The organism is Halobaculum sp. MBLA0143 (assembly GCF_041361465.1).
Taxonomy (GTDB): domain Archaea; phylum Halobacteriota; class Halobacteria; order Halobacteriales; family Haloferacaceae; genus JAHENP01.
Genome location: NZ_JBGKAC010000001.1, coordinates 173,986 through 193,405, shown reverse-complemented (window position 1 = coordinate 193,405; position 19,420 = coordinate 173,986). Strand labels below are relative to the sequence as shown.

The window sequence follows — 19,420 nt, the reverse complement described above, 5'->3', positions numbered from 1 at the left end:
ACACGGGCGACCACACGAACAACACGAGAGACGAATCGCGGCCTTTTTCGACGTGCTCCGTGTAGTTCCGCGTATGTCGAAGCTCCGCGAGGCGCTCCGTGACCTGCCGGAGACGGTGTTCGCCGACGTGTTGGAGAGCGAGGCGGCGTACCTCCTCGTCGTCGACCTCCCCGGTGCGAGCGCCGAGACCACGGACGTGTCGTTCGGCGGCGGCCGACTGCGCGTGGAGGCCAGACGCGAGAAGGACACGCCACACGAGTTCCAGTACCTCGGCGAGGACCGCGCGTTGTTCCTCGACGCGGAGATTCCGTTGCCGCCGGACGCGGTCGGCGACGGGGCGGAGGCCTCGATGCACCGCGGGGTGTTGGAGGTTCGCCTCCCGAAGCGGGAGACGGACAGCGAGCGCACGATTCCGGTGACGGAGCCCGACACGGCGTCGGACGCGAGTGCGTAAGCCGGGGTGGTCACGCTGGTCTCTCTCCGCGCCTACCGTCGGTTCCCGCTCGTCGTCTATCGGTTCCTGCCGCTGATCGTCGCCTTACTCCGGGACCGCAACCGGTTCCTGTTGTTCGGCCCCGGCCGCGAGGTGACGCCAGACCAGCGGCGCCGCCGTGCAGAGATTCTGTTGGACACCCTGCTCACCCTCGGTCCGACGTTCATCAAGCTCGGGCAGATTCTCTCCACCCGACCGGACGTGCTCCCGGCAGAGTACATCGAGGCGCTGTCACAGCTGCAAGACGACGTGCCGCCGGCGTCGTGGACGGAGTCGAAGGCGGTCGTAGAAGAGGAGCTCGGCCCCGTCGACGAGGTGTTCGACGAGTTCGACCGCGAACCCATCTCGGGAGCCAGCCTCGGCCAAGTGTACGTCGCGGAGTACGACGGCCAGACGGTGGCGGTGAAGGTGCGCCGCCCGGGCATCGAGGAGCTCGTGAACGCAGACCTGAAGGTGATCAAGTGGTCCGTGCCGTTGCTCGTCAGGTTCGTCGGCCAGGGCCAGGCGTTCTCGTTGGAGAATCTCGCCGACGAGTTCGACAAGACGATCAACCAGGAGATGGACTACGACCGGGAACGGCGCGTCCTGACACAGATCAAGGAGAACTTCGCGGGCAACGACCGAGTCGTCATTCCGGAGCCGGTCCACCGCGCGTCGACGGGCCGGGTGTTGACGATGGAGTACATCCCCGGGGTGAAGATTTCCGACGTGGAGACGTTAGACGAGAAGGGGATCGACCGGACGGAGCTGGCGACGACGCTCCAACGAATCTACCTCCAGATGATCGCGGAAGACGGCGTGTTCCACGCCGACCCGCACCCGGGCAACCTCGCGGTGACGGACGACGGTGCGATCGTCTTCTACGACTTCGGGATGTCCGGCCGGGTCGACCCGTTCGTCCAGGAGAAGATCATCGACTTCTACGTCGCCGTCGCCGACCAGAACATCGACGGGATCCTGGACGCGCTCGTGGAGATGGGGACGCTCTCGCCGGAGGCAGACCGGGACGTGATGGCCGACGTGATGGAGCTGGCCATCGCGGACGTGCGCGGCGAGGACGTCGAACAGTACCGCGTCCAACAGGTGATCGAGGAGGTGGAGTCGACGATCTACGACTTCCCGCTGCGGCTGCCACAGAACATGGCGCTCGTCCTCCGGGTCGCCACCGTCGTCGAAGGGGTGTGTGTCACGCTCGACCCCGAGTTCGACTTCATCGAGGTGGCGACGGACTACCTGGGCGAACAGGGCTACCTGGAGGAGACGGCCCAGCGGTACGCCGCCGACGCCGCCGGCCAGGTGCGGGAGACGACGGAGGCGTTGTTCACGGTCCCGCCGAAGCTCGACAGCGTCCTCGACAGCGTCGAACGCGAGAGTCTGACGGTCAACGTCAACCTCGAAGACGACAACGACGTGTTGGACCGGCTGGCCAAGCGGCTGTCGTACTCCATCCTCACCGCGGTCGGGCTGTTGTCCGCCGCCATCGTCTACTCCTTCCGGACGGCCGCGACGGAGACGGTCGACCTGTACATCGCCGCCGGGATCGTCGTGCTCACGCTGCCGATGGTGTTCTTCCTCTACCGCTCGTTCCGCAGTCGGTCGAAGAGTCTCCAGGCCCAACCGCAGTTCACCCGCCAGAACCTCAAGGAACGCCAGGGGGGAAGCGGCGGCGTCGCCGCCGCCACTGACTTCGGTGACGACGAGGACGGCGACGGCGGGGAAGACGACGGGCCCGGTGCCCAGACGGTGCTGCCGGGGGCGGCGAATCAGGCCGGCGGCTCGGCGAGCGGCGGCGGTGGTGCGGGCGGCGGCGGCGCAGGCGACGGGAACGCGGACGGCGGTGCCGACACGACCACAGACGGCGACACCACCGAGATCGAAGTCAAGTCCGGGCGGGACTGAGGGTCAGTACGGGCAACTGTACCGTTTCGCGTCGCCGACAACGACATCAAGACAGTACAGTTGTCCCTCGTAGCGAACGTAGACGGCTCTGACGTGTGAAGGCACCTCCGTGTCCGTTCCGTGTGTCGACTCGTATGCTGCGATCTGACGGTCCAGGCGGGCGAAGATGCGGTCCGTCAGCGAGGACAGTCCGGCTGCCCGGCCGCCGTCCGTTGGGGTCTGGTATCGGCCGTAGCTGACCGAAAACTCCCCGTCAGCCGCCTCACGGACGATCCGCCGCTCTTCGGCGGGCAGCGACTCAAACGACATCGGCTCAACCCGCTCGCGCTCCTCGTCAGAGAGGACAATTGGGACCAGATCGATCCAAGTCTCCCAGGTGATCGTCTCGCGTGGTGTGGGTGTCCGGGTCTTGGTTGGTGTTCGGGTTCGTGACGAGTCCGTTGTCTCGGGTTCCGTCACTCCGTTTTCGTCGCCGCGGGTTGCACAGCCAGCAGTGAGCATCCCACATATAACCGCGACTAACCGCCGGCGTTTCGTTTCCACATACACCGAACTCTATCAGTACTATAATAACCTTTTGCAATACAGATCATCGTGGTTTTCATTACTTTCCCCATAAAATAGACCAAGTGCCGATGACAACCACGACACACAGGAGGTGCCGGTAGATGGCAGATAAAAACATCTATCTCTATCAGACGCAATCATTGTATAATCGAATGTACAACGAAAGACATGCTCAGAGGGCGCTTAACCGTGCTAAGACGTACATCAAAGGTGCGTTTAGCAGAATCAATCTCACTATCGATATCGAAATCAGGTCAAAAACTCCAAATCCGCCACAAGAGTATTATAAGGACGTTAGTGGACCGGTACCATGTGGGTCCATTAGCAGTGATTGGAGTTGGCTCAACGGATGGTTCAGAGACTGGCTAGCGTGTAAAAGCCTTCAGCCGGGTCACGATGAGTTCGACGACGTATCCGTTCTCCTCTCAAATACGGATGAGACAAGTGGAGGGTTGGCCTTCGCACGGTGCATGCATGCTCAAACCGGGTACTGGGTCTCACAACTACCCTCTAGCTATCAAAAAGCAGGCAACGGGAAAGCCCACGCTGCTATGAGTACCGTACTCCACGAACTTGGGCACGCGTTCATGGAGAACACTGATCCAAAGTACGAACACAACGTAGGCAAGACAGACCGCACCTCAAGTTCCTCAACGAAGTATCAGACCACCCCGATGGGGGTTATCAAAGGGAAAGACGAGAACGAGTGTGGCGTCCCGCACTACTACGACAAAGGAACAGACACCGGAGCCGACGACGTGCTGTTCCGGCACATCTGGTCGAGCTGCTGTCTCGACGAGTGGAGCCCGTACGCCTACCAGAAGTAGATCATGAGTGACAACACAGACCACGACAGACGGACAGTTCTCCAATCTCTCACCGCGGCAGCCGTCGCTGGAATCGGATCAACTTCGACAGTTGCCGCAGCAGACGACGAGAGTGGCAGTCGTCCCGACCGGGCGATTCCATTCGACATGAAGGTCGAGAATCGTGCACAGACGGGCCACACTCCGATCGTCAGGATTGTTCCGGTCACTGAGACGCCGGGAAGCGGATTCGAGAAGGCTGATCCCCCGGTGTACGGACGCTCGTTCTCACTCCCAGCTCTGGGCTCCGGAGGTACTGCGACCCCGCGTGTCACCGAGAAGTCGCTCAACCTCAGGGGGAACAAGCGGTACGAGGTACAGCTGACATCTGAAGAGCACGACGAAGTCGAGACGATGGTGTTCGGCGTCCCGCCGGGTGGGGTTCCGGGGTACGAGGCTCTCTTCTTGGACATCTCTCCAAGCGGCCGGCTTCGGGTGACGATGGCGAAGGAATAAGCTCACTCCGGCCGTCGGCGTGCCGACCGACCCCCGCCGCGGCCGCCGAGTTCGTCCAGGATCGCGTCCGTCACCTTCGCGGGCACGTCGTGTTGCAGCCAGTGGGTCGCCTCCGGCAGCATCGTGATCCGGACGTCGGCGGCGTGGTCGGTGCTGTCGTGGGCCATCTGCGTCGGCAGGAAGCTGTCGTCGCCGCCCCAGACGATCCGGGTCGGCACGGAGACGGACTCGGGGAGTCGCGGCGGCGGCCGCGCGTTCGCCCGGTACCAGTTCAGCATCGCGGTGAACGCGCCCGGACGCTCCCAGGCGGCGACGTACCGCCGGAAGTCCGCCTCGTCGAAGCTGCCGGGCATCGCGGTCCGGCGCATGATCGTCTTGGGGAGCCGCCAGCCGAGCGCCCGAGAGGCCGCCTCCGGGGCGACCGGCACCTGGAACGCGACGGCGTGGCTCGCTCGCACGAGCGTCGTCGGGTCGCGCCGGAGCGTCCCGCGGATCACCGCGGGGTGGGGCGCCTGGACGGCGACGAACCGGCGCAGTCGCTCCGGGCGACGGGCGGCCAGCCACCACCCCACCACGCCGCCCCAGTCGTGACCGACGACGTGCGCTCGCTCGCGGTCGTAGGCGTCGACGAGCCCGATCACGTCCTCTGCGAGCGCGGCGAGGCGGTAGTCGCGGCGCTCCGGCGACTTGGGCGACCGGTTGTACCCCCGTTGGTCGACGGCGACGACGCGGTAGCCCGCGTTCGCCAACGGTGCGATCTGGTCGCGCCAGCCGTACCAGAACTCCGGGAAGCCGTGGAGCAACACGACGAGTTCGCCCCCTTCCGGCCCGGCCTCGACGACGTGGAACGACTCGCCGTCGACCGTCCGGTAGGTGGCCTCGCCCGGCACACCCGCGGGGAGGTCGTCCGTCCGTCGCTCCGACGCGGCGGTTGTCACGGGCGTCGGTACGCGGACTGACGGCGAAAGCGTGTCGCTCGTCGCTACACCGGGCAGACGACTCGTCGGGGGCCTACAGGAACTCCCGCACCTCGGAGTACCACATGTCGTGGTGGTCGACGGCGTCGACCCGTTCGGCCACGTCGACGGCGAGCGCGTGCCAGCACTGCTGATCCGGGTCGTCCGGGTCGAGGTTGTAGGCGGCGTCGGCACAGTCACAGCCCCCGTCCTCGACGACGTGTTCCTCGTGGTGGCCGACGACGACCGTGAAGTCGCGGTACTGCTTCACCCGGAGCTCCGACACCGCCTCGATGGCGCGACGGCCGCGGTCGCCGTGGGTCCGGATGATCTCGTCAGTGATCGGGCCGACGAGCTCTCCCGTGGCCGCCAGCGCCGCTCGCCAGTCACGCTCGGCCAACTCGGCCACCTGATCGGCCGTCGGGCCGTCGGCTCGTCCGCCGGCAGTCTCCTCGTCGACGCCCCCGTCTGTCACGAGACGACACTTCACGCGGCCGGGACAAAAGTCCCCCGTCCCGCCGGACGGCCGACGTTCGCCGCCGTCGCCGTGTTCCAGACTCACACACCGTCGAAACGGTCAAATCGGGGTCGGGCGAACGGCCCGCGGGTGGTTCGCGTGTGGCTGCGTTCGCTGTTCCGACGACGACGCTCGTTCGCGCTGCTGTGGACCGTCGGCCTCGCGGTCAGGCTGGCGGCGGGGCTCCGGCGGGTCGCGTTGCCGTGGCTCGTCGTGAGCCGGACCGGGTCGCCGCTCCAACTCGGCGCGACGCTGGCTCTGGGCTCCGTCGACGCGCTGCTGGCGCCGGTCGTCGGTTCGCTCGTCGACCACCTCCCGCGCCGCCGAGTGGTCGCGGCCGGAGTGATCCTGTTCGGCGGCGGGCTCGTCGCGCTGCCGGCGTTGGCGGCCGTCGGAGCGCTGTCACTGCCGGCGGTGTACGCCGTCGTGGTCGTGCTCGGCGTCGGGCAGTTCCTCCACCACGTCGCCCGTCAGGCGTGGCTGCCGGAGTTGGTCACGGACTTGGACGCCGCCAACGCCGTCGTCCACGGCACGGACGCGGCGACGCAGGTGGTGGTCCTGCTGGCCGGCGGGCTCCTCACCGCCGCGACGACGGCGACGACCGCGCTGGGCGTCGCCGGCGCCGCCGCACTCGTCGGGGCCGTCCCGTTGGCGGCGCTCCCACCCGGGCGGGCCGACGGGCGCGACGAGACGAGCGACTCCGACGAGACGGGCCCGGGCTTGCGCCCTCGGGCGTTGCTGTCGCGGACCCGGACGGGCGTGGGCTACCTCCGTGGCCCGCTCGCGGTGCTCGTCGCCGTCGCCGTCGGGATCAACCTCGTGATGCCCGCGTACAGTCTGTTCTTCGCGGCGTTGGGAGCGGCGACGTTCGAGGCGGCGCTCGCGTACACCGTGCTGCTCGTCGGGTTCGAGGCGGGCAAACTCCTGGGCAACGGGGTCGTCGCCCGTGCCGACTGGGACCGGACGGCCGCCCTCGCGGGCGGGGTCGTCGCTTGCGGACTCGCAACCCTCGGACTCGCCGCGGTCGTCGCCGTCGGCGGCGGCACGACCGTCGGGCTCGCGGCCGCGGCCGTCGCGGCCGCCGTCGTCGGCGCGACACAGCCGGCGTTCAACGTCCCGACGGACAGCGTCCTGCAAGCGAGCGTGCCGGAACGCGACCGCGGCACCGTCGTTGGCGCGGCGAACGCGCTGTACCAACTGCCGTTCCCGCTGGCGTACCTCGGCGGCGGCTGGCTCGCCGCCCGCGTCTCCCCGGCAGCCGGGTTCGCCGTCGCCGGCGGCGTCCTGCTCGCGGTGGGGTGGGTCGCGCGCGGGCGACTCGACACTACGATGGCCGCGTGAGGCCGGGAGCGCGCAGCGAGACGCCCACGTGACGACTACGTCCGCCAGAACGAGGGCGTCAGTAGGACGAGCACGGAGACGATCTCCAGGCGTCCGATCCACATCAACAACACCATGAACAGCTTCGACTGGGTGGAGAAGTCCGTGTAGCCGTTCATCGGGCCGACCGCGCCGAATCCCGGGCCCACGTTGCCCAGGATGGCGACAGTGGCGCTCGCAGCCTCCAGTACGGAGAGATCCAGCCCAGTGCCGACGGCGTCGAGGAACAACAACAGCGTCGAGACGGCGAAGGTGACGACGAACAGGAAGAGGAAGGCGAAGATCCCCCGGATCGTCGCCTCGTCGACCACCTCGCCGCTAGTCCGGACCGGTCGGATGGCGTCCGGGCGGCCGGTGGTGAACAGCTCCCGGACGGCCGTCTTCACCCCGACGACCCAGCGGACGATCTTCACCGAGCCGGCCGCGGAGCCGGCGGAGCCGCCGAGGAACATCGCCGCCAACAGGAGGTACTTCGCGGGCGCACTCCAGGTGTTGAAGTCCATGCTGGCGTAGCCCGTCGTCGTGACGATGGCTGCCGCCTGGAACAGTCCGTGCCGGAGCGCTCGCTCCACGTTGCCGACGATCGCCGGCACGCCGGTCGGCGTCCGGGCCAGCCCGGCGCCGGTGACGAGCAACGTCGCCGCGACGACGGCGACCCCGGCGACGGCCGCGAGGTACGTCCGGAACTCCTCGTTGCGGAGGAGTCGGTCGGGGTCACCCGCCCGTACCCGCCACAGCAACGCGAAGTTCGTTCCCGCGACGACCATGAACAGGGTGATCACCCACTGGACCGCCGGCGAGAACGCCTCGATACTCCGGGCCTCCGGCGAGAAGCCGCCGGTCGGCATCGTCGTCAAGGCGTGCGCGACGGCGTTGTAGAGGGTCATCCCGTCCGCCAGCCCGAGGAGGTGGAGGAGGTAGAGGAGCCCGGCCAGGATGGCCGTCAGGAAGACGTACAACAGCCACAGCGCTCGCGCCGTCTCGGCGATCCGTGGGGTGAGCTTGTCCAGTTCCAGTCCCGGCGACTCCGACTCGACGAGCTGGGCACCGCCGGCGCCGAGTTCGGGGAGAATCGCCACCATCAGGACGACGATTCCCATCCCACCGAGCCACTGGGTGAGCTGTCGCCACATGAGCACTGCACGACCGTGCGTGTCGACGGAGATGTCGCCGAGCACGGTCGCGCCGGTCGTGGTGAAGCCACTCATCGCCTCGAACAACGCGTTCGGGAACGCCGCGATCGTCCCCTCCCCGGCGACGAGGTAGGGGATGGTCCCGACGAGCGGGACGACGAGCCACGTCAGCCCGACGAACAGGAACCCCTCGGGCGCGTCCAGGTCCGGGTCTGGATCGAGACGTGACAGCGCCGTACCGACGACGACCGCGACGACGATGGTCGCCACGAACGGGAGTAGACTCTCGCCGTAGTAGACGGCGATCGTCAACGGGAACACCACCGGCACCGCGAGGTACTGGAGCACCCGTCCGAGCACGCTCGCCGTCGTCCGGAGGTCGACGCGGAACGTCACGACCGACACCTCGGAGCATTTCGTCTCACAGAGACGTTCATCCGGACGGCTGGCGTAGTGAAAAAGTCTCCCGAGTCGACTCGGCGCGACCGAGAGTGGAGACGGCGATTCTGTATCGCGGTATCTGGTTTACCGAGCGGCGTCGTCCGGCGACTCCCGCCACTCGCGGGCCAGCGCCGGGAGGGGTGTCTCCGTCACGTCGCGGGCCTGCTCGCGGTCGACGGCAGCGCGGCCGACGTGGACCACTCGCTCGGCCCCGAGTCGGCGCGCGACCGTCTCGTGGGCCTCCGGAGCGGTCAGCGCCCAGCCGCAGGCGGCGGTGGAGACGGTCGCGTCGAGGAGCGAGCGGTCCAGGTCCGCACGGATCAGCGTCCGGCGGGCCAACTCCGGCGCGGGGGCGTCCGCGAGCACCGCGACGGGGCCGCGGTCGGCCGCGGCCGCGAGCGCCTCACTTGCCCCCTCGCGCGTCCGGACTTCCGGGTCGAACGCCGCGACAACCGCTCGTCGCGGGGCGTTGTCCGGGGCGTCTACCCCCCGCGAGCCGAGGGCGGCGCTGACGTGGGCCGGCAACGGGACGACCGCCTCCGCCGGCGGGTCGATGTGTGTCTCGTCGTAAGCGGTCGCCCAGTCGGCCGGGAGGTCGACGCCGCGGTCGGCCAGCTCCCGACCGACGGCGCGTGCGGGGTCGTCTGGTAGGTCTGCGTCGACGAGCGTCCCGAACAGTTCGAAGGAGTTGGCTGTCACGCCCGGGGGTAGGCGGGCGCGTGAACTTCTCTGGTTCGGCTTCGGCTCGGCTTCACTCGCTGTCAGTGTCGGATCGTGTTCGACTCCAGGTCCCGGGGGAACGTGGTCAGCGTCTCCGTGCCGTCCTCGGTGACGGCGACGGTGTCGGAGTGGCGGTAGCCGTACTCCTCGGTGTACAGCCCGGGTTCGAGCGTGTACACCTGACCCGGCCGGATCACGTCGTCGCCTTCCTCGACGTGGTCGTACTCCCCCCAGCCGCGGTCGAGGTACGGCGGCTCGTGGCCACCCAGCCCGATGTTGTGGCCGACGTGGTGTTGTGCGAGATCCGTCACGCCCTGTTCCTCGAAGTAGTCCCAGACGACCTGGTCGACGTGCGCGACGGGTACGTCCGGCCCGAGCGCGTCGATAGCGATGGTCTGGGCCTCCAGCATCAGCTCGAAGTAGTGGGTCTGCTCTTCGCTGGGTTCGCCGACGAACATCGTCCGTTCCAGCTCCGAGCGGTAGCCGTCGACGTTGGCCGACGCGCCGGTGACGAGCACGTCACCCTCCGAGAGGCGTTCGTTGGGCGTGTGACCGTGCGGGAGGGCGGTCTCGTGGCCGGAGATGTAGCCCGCGTGGACCGGGCCGTCGCCACGCACCCGGACGGCGTAGCGGTCGCCCAGCGCGTCCAGCATCGCCCGCGAGGCGTCCATCGACGCGCGCTGGCTCACGGTCGCGGGGTGTGCGCCCGGCTCCGTGTAGTCTGCGAGGTAGCGGTGCCCGAGGTTGGCCCACTTGGCCGACTCCCGGATCAGGTCGATCTCGGCGTCGCTCTTCTCCCAGCGCATTCGCGCGACCCACCCCTGGGTGTCGACTTCCACGAACGCCGACAGCGCCGGGCCCTCGTACCCCATCACGCCCGGTGCGCCGTCGGCGTCGGCCGCGACCCGGTCGGTGTCCAGTCCGGCCAGCATCTCCGCGACCGTCTCCAACGGAGCATCGCCCGGGTAGTCGAAGTAGCTGTGGACCCCGTCTATCCGTGGGTTCGGCTCCACACGCTCCACCTCCAGGCGTGGGACGACGATCTCTACCCGGTCGTCGGTGACCGCGAGCGCGACCGGCCGCTCCGTCGGGACGTGGTGGAACCCGGTGAGGTACTCGATGCTGGTCGCCCCGAACCACACCGCCGCGTCTGCGTCCGTCTCCGCGAGCCGGTCTCGGACGGCCGCGAGCCGCTCGTCGAAGGCCGCCTCCGGCAGTCGTGTCGACATACGACCAATTTCCCGCGGCTTGGGGTATAAGTGACGGGGTCCCGGCCCCCGCCGAGCGAGCCGTCGAACCGCCCGCGCATCCCGACTCGTAAAGCGCATAGCGCGATAGAGAATTCGCCGTCACTGCCCACCGCGGGCCGGGACGAGAACGGGAGAGCACGACAGAGGGGCGAGAACTACTCCGGGAGAGAGACGAGACCTGCAGGTAGACGGCGTACGCTCTCTGCGAGGAGACCGTGATCCACGGGTCGGGAGCTGCACCTCCACCCACGTCGCCGTGTCCGCGAGCGAGCTACCGCTCGTCGATCAGTGTCTCCGCGAGCTCTCGAAGCTCCGATTCGACGTCGAGCACGTCCAGCCACCGGTCCGGGATCGCGTCGGCGCCGAAGCGTGCGCCGGCGGCGGCGCCCGCGACTGCCCCGAGCGTGTCCGTGTCCCCGCCTCGGGAGACCGTCGTGACGATCGCCTCCTCGGCGGTCGTCGCGGTCGCGGCGTCGTACAGTGCCGTCTCCAGCGTGTGGACGACGTAGCCGGAGGTCTCCAACGACGCCGCCTGGCCGTCCGTCGCGTTGGCCAGCGCGGTCCGCACCGCGCGGGGTGCGTCGCGGTCGGCGGCGGTCGACAGCCCGGCGTCGACGGCCGACTCCGGGTCGGCCCCCGAGAGCAGTCGGTCGAGCACGGTCAGGTAGGCGACACAGCCCTCGACACACCGCGGGTCCGCGTGTGTGATCCGGGAGTCTGCGGCGGCGGCCGCCGCGCGACGCTCGTCGTCCGGGGTCGCCAGCGCCAACGGCGCACACCGCATCAGACTACCGTTGCCCGCGTTCTGTCCCTCCGGACGGCGCTCCCAGACGATCCGCCCGGCGTCCGCCGGGTCGGCCCCGTCGCGGAGCTCGCGGAGCGCGTCGGCGGTCGCCAGACCGACGTCGAACGGCCCCGACTCGTACCACGCGACGTACCGGTCGGCGACGTCCGCGGCGTCGAAGCCGCCGGTGTCCGCGAGACTCCTGGCGAGCGCCAGCGCGAGCTCCGTGTCGTCCGTCACGGTGCCGGCGGGTTGGCCGTGGGTACCGTCGCCGTACATCTGGTCGACGCGACCGTGTTGGTCTGCGATCCCGGTCGACGACTGGAACTCGACCGGCCGGCCGAGGGCGTCGCCGCAGGCCAGCCCGAGCAGACAGCCGACCGCGCGTGAGTGTGTCGTGGTCACGCCTCCACCCGCGGCCGGCAGACCAATCGCTCTTTCGGCGCCGCGGGAACGCTGACGCGACCAGACGACGGAGACGAGCGTCTGTCGCGTCGACCGACCGACACGCCCCACTGTCGAAGCCCGACTCCCGCCCGCAGACGACAGTGTTACGTTCGGCAGTGACTCGTAACGCAGCTGAAATTCTCAGTTTCGATCGATCGTATCCACACGCGAGCCGTGAGCGCCGAGCCGACCCCCCGACCACGCGTGTCACGGTCACAGCCGTACTGTTCGTCGTCCACGCGGGCTCCTCACTCGCCACCTGCACTATAATTCACTGTTCGCGTCCGAGACTTGGCTTTCGGAGTTGAAACTAATTTCGAAGAGGACTAGTTAGATAGCTAGAGAAAAGTTTTAGTTGTTATCTCCTGTATCAGTAGGTGCGTCATGAACATCAAGCGCATCGTCCTGGCCGCAATGGCCCTGGTCGCAGTCGCGTCGTTCGTTGACCCCGTCGCAGCCCAGACCACTCTGCAGGCCGCCACGGCAGGCTGGTTCACGGACGCCTTCAACTGGATCGGGGACAACTCCGACACCATCATTACCGTCGCGGAGACGGTCTACGAGGTCGGCTCCATCTTCGGCCTCTGGTGATCGGTCAGTAGGCGGTCGCGTCTCGACGACTACGGGTTCGTGGCCCGTCACCCTCCACGAGTTCCTCCGTTCTTCGAGCCGATCAGTTCGTCTCCACCCGCTCACGAGCGGCCGCGACGCCGGCGTCCACGTCGGCGTCGATCCCGACGGCCGACAGCGCCTCCCCGACCACCCGGACGCCGCGGACGACCTGGTCGCCCCGGAGCGACCCCATGTTCGACACCCGGAAGATCTCTCCGCCGAGGTGGGCCTGGCCGCCGGAGATCGACACGCCGCGTTCCTCTACGGCCGCGAAGAACTCCTCGGGGTCACCGCGGAGCGACTCCGGGAGCGACATCGCCGTCACCGTGTTCGACAACACCGTGTGGTCCGCCGCGTCGGGGAACGGTTCCAACCCGAGCGCGGCGAACCCGTGGCGGAACGCTCGAGCCTGTCTGTGGTGCCGGGCGATCCGGGCGGGCATCCCCTCGCGTTCGATTGCCTTCACGGCCTCCGCCATTCCACGGAACAACGGCACCGCCGAGGTGAACGGGGTCTGGTGGCTCTCCGCCTTCCTGAGGTGCCACTCCAGGTCCTCGTAGAACGGCGCCGACTCGCCGTCGAACTCGTCGCGCACCTCGCTCGTCACGTACACCGCCGAGATTCCCGGCGGCGTCTCCAACGCCTTCTGAGCGTCCGTGATCGCCACGTCCACGTTCCAGTCGTCGACGCAGAACACGTCGCCGCCGACGCTCGTCACGCCGTCGACGACGAAGTGGGCGTCGTGGTCCGCGACCACGTCGCCGACCCCCCACACCGGGTTCTGGAGCCCGGTCGACGTCTCGTTGTGCACCATCGTCACGAGCTGGGTGTCCGGCTGGACGGCGTCTCTCACCGCCGACAACGGGATCGACTCCCCCCAGGGCACGTCCACACGGGTCACGTTCTCGGAGTGTCGCTCCGCGATCCGGGCGAACCGCCGACCGAACTTCCCGTTGACCAGGGCCACGACGTGGCCGTCCGAGTCGACCAGGTTGGCGACTGCCGCCTCCATCCCCATGGTCGCGGTGCCGTTGAGCAACAACGCCGTCCCACCGGCGGCGGTCTCTCGTTCCGTCGGCGTCGACTGCTCGAACACGTACTCGACGCCCGTCTGTGCGCGCTCGTAGACGGCCTCGAACTCCGCCGACCGGTGTGACACCATCGGCTCCGCCATCGCGTCCAGGACCGACTGTCGCACCGGCACCGGTCCCGGATTCAAGAGGAGAAAGTCGTCGTCCATACACGTACTCAGGGACGGAACTACGATAAAGCCAACGAGGGGTGCGACACTCGCGTGTCGCCGCGACGACTACGCCAGGTCCAGGATCGTCTCCACGTCCGCGTGATCCGACAGTAGTTCCCGCATCACCGCCACCGTCTCCGCGTCGCGGGTACGGCCCTCGTGGATCACGTCTTCCGCCCGCTCGACGGCCGTCAGCGTGTCCGTGTTGAGCAGCAACACCGGGACGCCGGCCGTCTCCGCCTTGCCGAGGATCGCCCCCGAGGGGCGGTGGCCGCCCGTCAGGACGAGACACGACACCCCGCCGGCGTCGATCGCTGCGGTCAACACGTCCGACCGGTCGCCGCCCGTGATGACGGCCACGTCCTTCCGCCGACGCATGTGTCGTAGGGCGGCGTCACCCCCCATCGCGCCGACGAGGAACCCCTCGACGAGCTCGTCGCCGCCGGCGTCGGTCAGTCGTTCGGCGCCGAGCTCCGAGCCGAGCGCGTCGACCGTGACGCCCGCCAGCGCCGACCGCCGGGGCAGCACGCCGAGCGCCGGCACGTCCCGGCTCTCCAGGAACGGCGCCACGTCCGCGGCCACATCGTCGTACTGTGCGTCCGTCACGCGGTTGAACAGGACGCCCGCGAGTCGGTCGCCGGCGTCGTCTGCGGCCGCCAACACGTCGTCCACGTCGCCCGGCTCCTCGTAGTCCGCGACCAACAGGATCTCCGCGTCCAACAGCGCCGCTACCTGTGGGTCCGCCAGGTCGACCGCGCGGCCGGTGGCGAGGCTGTCACCGCCCTCGACCACGAGTAAGTCCCTGTCGGCCGCGACCGTCTCGAAGCTCTCGCGGACCTGCGCCCGGAGCTCGTCGGTGTCTTCCATCCCACGGATGGCACCCTCGACGAACGTCGGGGAGTAGACGACCGGCTCCATCTCGTGCACCTCGTCGTCCGTACCGAGCAGCTCCCGGGCCAGCATCGGATCCTCGTCTAAGGTCTTGCCGACGCGGCTCCGGAGCCGCGTCCCCTTCGGCTTGGCGTAGCCCACGTCGAGCCCCCGCCGTCGTGCGAGTGTCGCCAGCGCCAAGGCGACGGCCGTCTTGCCGCCGCTGCCGTCGACGGAGCCGATCAGCACCACGTCCGTCTCGCCGTCGTCCGTCGTCGATCCATCCGTCGCCGCGTCGGGTTCCGTGTCTGTGTCTGGGTCTGTGTCTGTCATTGTGACTCTCCCCCGTCGGTCGCCTCGACGGGCGTGTCCGTCGTCGTGGGCGCCTCGCCCAACTGCTCCGGATCGACGGTCAGTCGCAGGTCGACCGCCTGGACCCCCTCGGGCGTGGCGACGAGCGGGTTCACGTCCAGTTCGAGGATCGCCGGGAAGTCGTCTGCGAGCTGTGACAGCCGTTGGATCGTCTCCACGACGGCGTCCAGGTCGGTCGGCTCCCGGCCGCGCGCGCCACGGAGCAACGGTGCCGCCTGGATCTCCTCTGTCATCTCGCGGGCCGCCCGCTCGTCGACGGGCGCCAGGCTCGCCGCGGTGTCTTCCAACGTCTCGACGAAGATTCCGCCGAGCCCGAACACCACCAGCGGGCCGAACTGCGGGTCGCGGTTGACGCCGACGATGGTCTCGACGCCCGCGTCCAGGTCGATCGACGCCTGCACCTGGACGCCCAACACCGTCGCGTCCGGCTGGTAGTTTCGTGCCCGGGTCACGAGCCGCTCGTAGGTGTCTCGCACCTCGTCGTCCGCGATGCCGACGGCGACCCCGCCGATGTCGCTCTTGTGGACGATGTCCGGGCTCACGATCTTCATCACGACTGGGCCGTCGATCCCGGCCGCGACCGTCGCCGCGTCCGCCGGGCTGTCGACGATCTCGCCGTCCGGCGTCGGTACGCCGTAGGCGTCTAGGATCTCCATCGACTCGACGCCCAGTCGGTTGTCCGACCGGTCGCGGACCCGCGACAGCACCTCGTGGACCCGCTCGCGGTCGACGTCGAACCGCTCCGGCTCCGGCGTCGGCCGCTCGCGGATCTCCCGGTACCGGGCCAGCGTGTCGAGGCTGCCGACGGCCCGCGAGGGGTCGAAGTACGTCGGGATCCCCGCCGCCGACAACACGCCGCTCGACTCGTCTGCCCGTTCGCCGCCCATCAGACAGGCGGCGACCGGCAGCTCCGCGTCCGCCTGCACCTCCGTGATCGCCGTCGCCAGCTCGTCGAACGACAGCGTCGCCGTCGGAGCCGACAACACGACGGCCGCGCCGACGCCGTCGTCCGCGAGCGTCACCTCCAACGCGTCCCGGAACCGGTCGACGTCCGCGTCCCCGATCACGTCGACCGGGTTGAACCGGTTGGCCTCCGCCGGCAACACCTCCGCGAGTCGGTCGACCGTCTCGTCCGAGAGATCCGCCAGCGACAACGACTCCGCGTCGCCGATGGCGTCCGTCGCCATCACGCCCGGCCCGCCGGCGTTCGTCACGACCGCCACGCCGTCCGTCTTCGGCAACGGTTGGCCCGACAACGCCCGAGCGGCGTCGAACAGCTCTCCCGTCGACTCCGCTCGCAGGACGCCCGCCTCGCGGAACCCCACCTCGTAGGCCCGCTCGTTGCCGGCGATAGCGCCCGTGTGGCTCGCGGCCGCCCCCGCGCCAGCCTCCGTCCGGCCGGACTTGACCGCGACGACCGGCGTCTCCTTCGTCACCTCGCGGGCCGTCTCCACGAACGCCTCGCCGTCCTCGACGCTCTCTAGGTAGCCGACGATCACGTCCGTCCCGTCGTCGTCGCCCCAGTCGGCGACCAGGTCCGTCTCGTCGACGACCGCCTTGTTGCCCAGCGAGACGACGTATCTGAAGCCGATGTCCTGCTCGAACGCCCAGTCGATCACCGCGGTGACGAACGCCCCCGACTGGCTCATGAAGGAGATCCCGCCCGGATCGGGCATCGACGGGCCGAACGTCGCGTTCAGCCCGACGGGCGTGCTGGCGATCCCCAGACTGTTCGGGCCGACGAGCGTCAGGTCGTACTCCGCGGCGATCTCCCGGAGCCGTTGCTCCCGGGTGGCTCCCTCGCTGCCGGTCTCGCCGAAGCCGGCCGTCAACACGACGAGGTTGGTGATCCCCGCCTCGCCCGCCGCCCGGACGGCCTCCACCGCCGGCTCCGGCGGGATGGCGACGATCGCCAGATCGGCGCCGCTGTCGCCGACGGCCGCGACACACGGCTCGCCCAACACCGTCTCCCGGTTGGGGTTCACCGGCACCACCTCGCCGTCGAAGTCCGCCAACAGGTTCGCCGTCACCGCCCGGCCGACGGAGCCGTCCCGCTCCGTCGCGCCGACGACGGCCACCCGCTCGGGCGCGAACAGTCCGCCGTCCGTCACCCGCGACACCTCCTGCGCGTCTCGCCCGTCTCGTAGCCCCGGACCCCCGTCCGCGGCCGTCGTGTGCGTGTCATTCGTGCTCGCTCGGCGCGTCGCCGCCCGCCGGCGACGCACCGTCGCGTCGGACTTGTCGGTCCAGGGTCAAGAGTCTCTCTTTCTTCCTGAACCGAGAGGGAGGAAGGTAACGGTCGAACGTGAGGGACGGCAGAGAGCGCGTCAGACGAGCGGTTCGACGGAGACGTGTTCTCTCTTCGGGCGAGGCACCTTCGCCCGCCCGTCCGTCTCGCACGTGACGACTTCGAGACGGGACAACAACTGGAGATCCTCGGAGATGTCCTCCTCGTCGAAGCCGAGTTCGCGCGCCAGGTCGCGGATCGAGTCGGCCGACTCCTCCCGGAGGTAGTCGACGACCGCGAACTGTCTGTGGTTGAACTCCGCTGCGACGTCCTCGCGTCTGACGGTCGTGAGGTCGCTGTAGCCGGCGTCTCGCAGCGCGCGGTAGGAGCGGACTCGTCGCTCCAAGGAGACAGTCGACGACGCTGTCGATCACTTCACAGAGGAGTGGGAGGAGTACGCGTGGCGGTACGCAACCTACCGCGAGGACAGAGACGTGACCGACCCACGGTAGTGTCGTTCTCGTTCCTGGTCTCCACCGACGCTCGTGGCTCCGTGTACCACCGCACCACCGTCGACGGCCAGTGAGATCACGACGTCTCTCTATCCCTCCGTCTCCAGAGGAGTCGGTCCCCGTCCGACGCTGACGCCGAGTGAGCGCGGCCGCAATCGTGTAGCTTGTCTTTCAAATACGAGTAACGATTTGTGTCCGAGGTTGCAACGGACCGTCGATGAAGGAAACCGTCGAGGCGGAGTGGGAGCCGTTGACCGCCGTCCGGGTTCACGAGCCCGGGTTCGAGACGCTCGCCGGGGTGGTCGACCCGTTGCCGAACCTCTTTCGAAGGGGGTTCTCCCTGGAGGCCGCCAGACGAGAACACGGACGGCTCGTCGCGGCCCTGGAGGACGCCGGCGTCACCGTCAGAACGCTCACCGACGAGTTGGCCGCCGCCGGCCAACTGTCGGGACTGGTCGCCGAGACGGTGGCCGTCGACACGGACGGGCTCCGTGACGACCGCCGCGAGACGGTCGAACGACAGCTCCACGAGACGCTCCGTGGGCTCTCGTCTCGTCAACAGCTCCAGTTGATCGCCGCCGGCGCGCGCGTCACCCGGCTCGGCGCCGCCCCGCACGACGACGAGACCGACTCGCTGGCCGGCGACCTCGACCCCGGGCGCCTAGAGACGTCCCGGCTGGTGTTCGACGAGCCGGCGTCGAACCTCTACTTCCAACGCGACCAACAGATCACCACCCCGCGGGGGCACGTGCTGTGTGCCGCCGCCACCGACACCAGACGCCGGGAACGGGAAATCGTCGCGCGGGCCGTCGACCCCGTCCACCGGGTGTCGACCGGCCCGTTGGAGGGCGGCGACTACCTCCCCGCCGGGGAGTTCGGCCTCTTCGGCGTCTCCGCCGACCGCCCGGACGGTGACCGAGTGGTCCGAACGAGCCGGGCGGCCGCACGAGAGCTGTTGGCCGCCGACGCCGTCGGCCACTCGGAGGTTGGGCTCGTCCGAGCGCCGTTGGCGGCCGACCGCCGGAGCCGGGCGCGCCACGCTGGCGACGACAGAGAAGCGGAGATGGAGATCATGCACCTCGACACTTGGTTCAACGTCGCCGGCCACGACCTGGCCGTCGGACGGGAGCCGCTCGTCGAGGCCGCCACCGTCGAGGTGTTCGTCCGCGACGGCGACGGCTACCACCACGACCGCGACTGCTCGCTCGCCGACTACCTCGACCATCACGGCTTCGACCTCGTTGCCGTCCCCCACGCGGAACGCGCGGTCGGCACTAACTTCCTCACGCTGTCGGACCGGACTGTCCTCCCGATCTACTACCCCGACGAGGACGGCGCGTTCGACCCGGAACGAAACGAGACGATCCGACGACTCCGCGACGCAGGCGTCGAGATCGTCCCCGACGGCACCGGCCTCCCGATGGAGGCGCTCCGGAGCGGCTACGGCGGCGTCCACTGCATGACTGCGCCGCTGGCGCGTGGGTGACTCGCCCACGAGTAAACTGCTGTCGCTGGGCTGTGGGACACCCATCAGGCCACAGATTGTGAGTGATATTCGACAAGACTTTTGATCGCTCGTTTGGGTACAGTGTCGTGTGTTCGACCAGAGAGAGCGTGCGAACTGGTCTGGACCGTCTCGATCAGACGGGGGGAACGACTGCACGTCACCACTCGT

General features: G+C 68.6%; 17 protein-coding genes and 1 pseudogene. 7 read left to right on the top strand and 11 right to left on the bottom strand.

Annotated elements, in window-relative coordinates; translation table 11 throughout:
* The first annotated feature begins 73 nt into the window (after window positions 1-73).
* Together RYH79_RS01040 and RYH79_RS01035 are read left to right on the top strand one after the other, a co-directional pair.
* The gene (locus tag RYH79_RS01040; protein ID WP_370895357.1) at window positions 74-454 is read left to right on the top strand and encodes an Hsp20/alpha crystallin family protein; all 381 of its coding nucleotides are present in this window, start codon (window positions 74-76) and stop codon (window positions 452-454) included.
* 6 nt (window positions 455-460) lie between these two features.
* Window positions 461-2,146: pseudogene (locus tag RYH79_RS01035) on the top strand (ABC1 kinase family protein); the annotation flags it as partial.
* A gap of 249 nt (window positions 2,147-2,395) precedes the next feature.
* Here RYH79_RS01035 and RYH79_RS01030 read toward each other — a convergent pair.
* The gene (locus tag RYH79_RS01030) at window positions 2,396-2,701 is read right to left on the bottom strand and encodes a hypothetical protein (RefSeq protein ID WP_370895355.1); all 306 of its coding nucleotides are present in this window, start codon (window positions 2,699-2,701) and stop codon (window positions 2,396-2,398) included.
* A 359-nt stretch (window positions 2,702-3,060) separates the two neighbouring features.
* On the opposite strand from RYH79_RS01030, the gene RYH79_RS01025 reads away from it, so the two are divergent.
* Complete coding sequence (locus RYH79_RS01025) at window positions 3,061-3,786, top strand: hypothetical protein (protein WP_370895353.1); 726 nt, start codon at window positions 3,061-3,063, stop codon at window positions 3,784-3,786.
* Between the two features lie 3 nt (window positions 3,787-3,789).
* Window positions 3,790-4,281, top strand: a complete 492-nt coding sequence (locus RYH79_RS01020; RefSeq protein WP_370895351.1) for a hypothetical protein — start codon at window positions 3,790-3,792, stop codon at window positions 4,279-4,281.
* A gap of 2 nt (window positions 4,282-4,283) precedes the next feature.
* Here RYH79_RS01020 and RYH79_RS01015 read toward each other — a convergent pair whose 3' ends face one another.
* Together RYH79_RS01015 and RYH79_RS01010 are read right to left on the bottom strand one after the other, a co-directional pair.
* Window positions 4,284-5,219 (bottom strand): alpha/beta fold hydrolase, encoded by a 936-nt coding sequence (locus RYH79_RS01015; protein WP_370895349.1) that lies wholly within the window; start codon window positions 5,217-5,219, stop codon window positions 4,284-4,286.
* A gap of 73 nt (window positions 5,220-5,292) precedes the next feature.
* Window positions 5,293-5,637: a hypothetical protein gene (locus RYH79_RS01010; RefSeq protein ID WP_370900718.1), complete on the bottom strand. Its 345-nt coding sequence runs from the start codon at window positions 5,635-5,637 to the stop codon at window positions 5,293-5,295.
* 207 nt (window positions 5,638-5,844) lie between these two features.
* On the opposite strand from RYH79_RS01010, the gene RYH79_RS01005 reads away from it, so the two are divergent.
* Window positions 5,845-7,095: an MFS transporter gene (locus RYH79_RS01005; protein WP_370895347.1), complete on the top strand. Its 1,251-nt coding sequence runs from the start codon at window positions 5,845-5,847 to the stop codon at window positions 7,093-7,095.
* A 35-nt stretch (window positions 7,096-7,130) separates the two neighbouring features.
* Here RYH79_RS01005 and RYH79_RS01000 read toward each other — a convergent pair whose 3' ends face one another.
* The 4 genes from RYH79_RS01000 to RYH79_RS00985 all read right to left on the bottom strand — a co-directional run bounded on the left by RYH79_RS01000 (window position 7,131) and on the right by RYH79_RS00985 (window position 11,867).
* On the bottom strand, window positions 7,131-8,663 hold the full coding sequence (locus tag RYH79_RS01000; protein ID WP_370895345.1) for a TrkH family potassium uptake protein: 1,533 nt from the start codon (window positions 8,661-8,663) through the stop codon (window positions 7,131-7,133).
* Between the two features lie 129 nt (window positions 8,664-8,792).
* The gene (locus RYH79_RS00995) at window positions 8,793-9,407 is read right to left on the bottom strand and encodes an HAD family hydrolase (RefSeq protein WP_370895343.1); all 615 of its coding nucleotides are present in this window, start codon (window positions 9,405-9,407) and stop codon (window positions 8,793-8,795) included.
* A gap of 62 nt (window positions 9,408-9,469) precedes the next feature.
* Window positions 9,470-10,657: a M24 family metallopeptidase gene (locus tag RYH79_RS00990; RefSeq protein WP_370895341.1), complete on the bottom strand. Its 1,188-nt coding sequence runs from the start codon at window positions 10,655-10,657 to the stop codon at window positions 9,470-9,472.
* Between the two features lie 292 nt (window positions 10,658-10,949).
* Entirely contained in the window at window positions 10,950-11,867 is a 918-nt protein-coding gene (locus RYH79_RS00985; protein ID WP_370895339.1) for an ADP-ribosylglycohydrolase family protein, read from the bottom strand.
* Between the two features lie 426 nt (window positions 11,868-12,293).
* Here RYH79_RS00985 and RYH79_RS00980 point away from each other — a divergent pair, with 426 nt between their 5' ends.
* Window positions 12,294-12,500: a hypothetical protein gene (locus RYH79_RS00980; protein WP_370895337.1), complete on the top strand. Its 207-nt coding sequence runs from the start codon at window positions 12,294-12,296 to the stop codon at window positions 12,498-12,500.
* Window positions 12,501-12,582: 82 nt separating this feature from the next.
* On the opposite strand, the gene RYH79_RS00975 is transcribed toward RYH79_RS00980, so the two are convergent.
* From RYH79_RS00975 to RYH79_RS00960, 4 genes are all read right to left on the bottom strand, one after another.
* Window positions 12,583-13,761, bottom strand: coding sequence for a pyridoxal-phosphate-dependent aminotransferase family protein (locus RYH79_RS00975; protein WP_370895335.1), 1,179 nt, complete (start codon window positions 13,759-13,761; stop codon window positions 12,583-12,585).
* A gap of 69 nt (window positions 13,762-13,830) precedes the next feature.
* Window positions 13,831-14,967, bottom strand: coding sequence for an AAA family ATPase (locus tag RYH79_RS00970; RefSeq protein WP_370895333.1), 1,137 nt, complete (start codon window positions 14,965-14,967; stop codon window positions 13,831-13,833).
* Entirely contained in the window at window positions 14,964-17,117 is a 2,154-nt protein-coding gene (locus RYH79_RS00965) for an acetate--CoA ligase family protein (RefSeq protein WP_370895331.1), read from the bottom strand. The genes RYH79_RS00970 and RYH79_RS00965 overlap by 4 nt, the downstream gene beginning before the upstream one ends.
* A 216-nt stretch (window positions 17,118-17,333) precedes the next feature.
* Window positions 17,334-17,639 (bottom strand): HVO_A0114 family putative DNA-binding protein, encoded by a 306-nt coding sequence (locus tag RYH79_RS00960; RefSeq protein WP_370895329.1) that lies wholly within the window; start codon window positions 17,637-17,639, stop codon window positions 17,334-17,336.
* Window positions 17,640-17,962: 323 nt separating this feature from the next.
* Between RYH79_RS00960 and RYH79_RS00955 the strand changes: the two genes are divergently transcribed.
* Window positions 17,963-19,231 carry an arginine deiminase family protein gene (locus RYH79_RS00955; RefSeq protein ID WP_370895327.1) on the top strand — a complete coding sequence of 423 codons (1,269 nt, stop codon included), beginning with the start codon at window positions 17,963-17,965 and terminating at the stop codon, window positions 19,229-19,231.
* Window positions 19,232-19,420 lie beyond the last annotated feature (189 nt).

Excerpts from the sequence above, each read along its gene's own strand:
- RYH79_RS01040 (WP_370895357.1), top strand. The coding sequence starts at position 74 with ATGTCGAAGCTCCGCGAGGCGCTCCGTGACCTGCCGGAGACGGTGTTC.
- RYH79_RS01020 (WP_370895351.1), top strand. The coding sequence starts at position 3,790 with ATGAGTGACAACACAGACCACGACAGACGGACAGTTCTCCAATCTCTC.
- RYH79_RS01030 (WP_370895355.1), bottom strand. The coding sequence starts at position 2,701 with ATGTCGTTTGAGTCGCTGCCCGCCGAAGAGCGGCGGATCGTCCGTGAG.
- RYH79_RS00955 (WP_370895327.1), top strand. The coding sequence starts at position 17,963 with ATGAAGGAAACCGTCGAGGCGGAGTGGGAGCCGTTGACCGCCGTCCGG.
- RYH79_RS01025 (WP_370895353.1), top strand. The coding sequence starts at position 3,061 with ATGGCAGATAAAAACATCTATCTCTATCAGACGCAATCATTGTATAAT.
- RYH79_RS00980 (WP_370895337.1), top strand. The coding sequence starts at position 12,294 with ATGAACATCAAGCGCATCGTCCTGGCCGCAATGGCCCTGGTCGCAGTC.
- RYH79_RS00990 (WP_370895341.1), bottom strand. The coding sequence starts at position 10,657 with ATGTCGACACGACTGCCGGAGGCGGCCTTCGACGAGCGGCTCGCGGCC.
- RYH79_RS00975 (WP_370895335.1), bottom strand. The coding sequence starts at position 13,761 with ATGGACGACGACTTTCTCCTCTTGAATCCGGGACCGGTGCCGGTGCGA.
- RYH79_RS00970 (WP_370895333.1), bottom strand. The coding sequence starts at position 14,967 with ATGACAGACACAGACCCAGACACAGACACGGAACCCGACGCGGCGACG.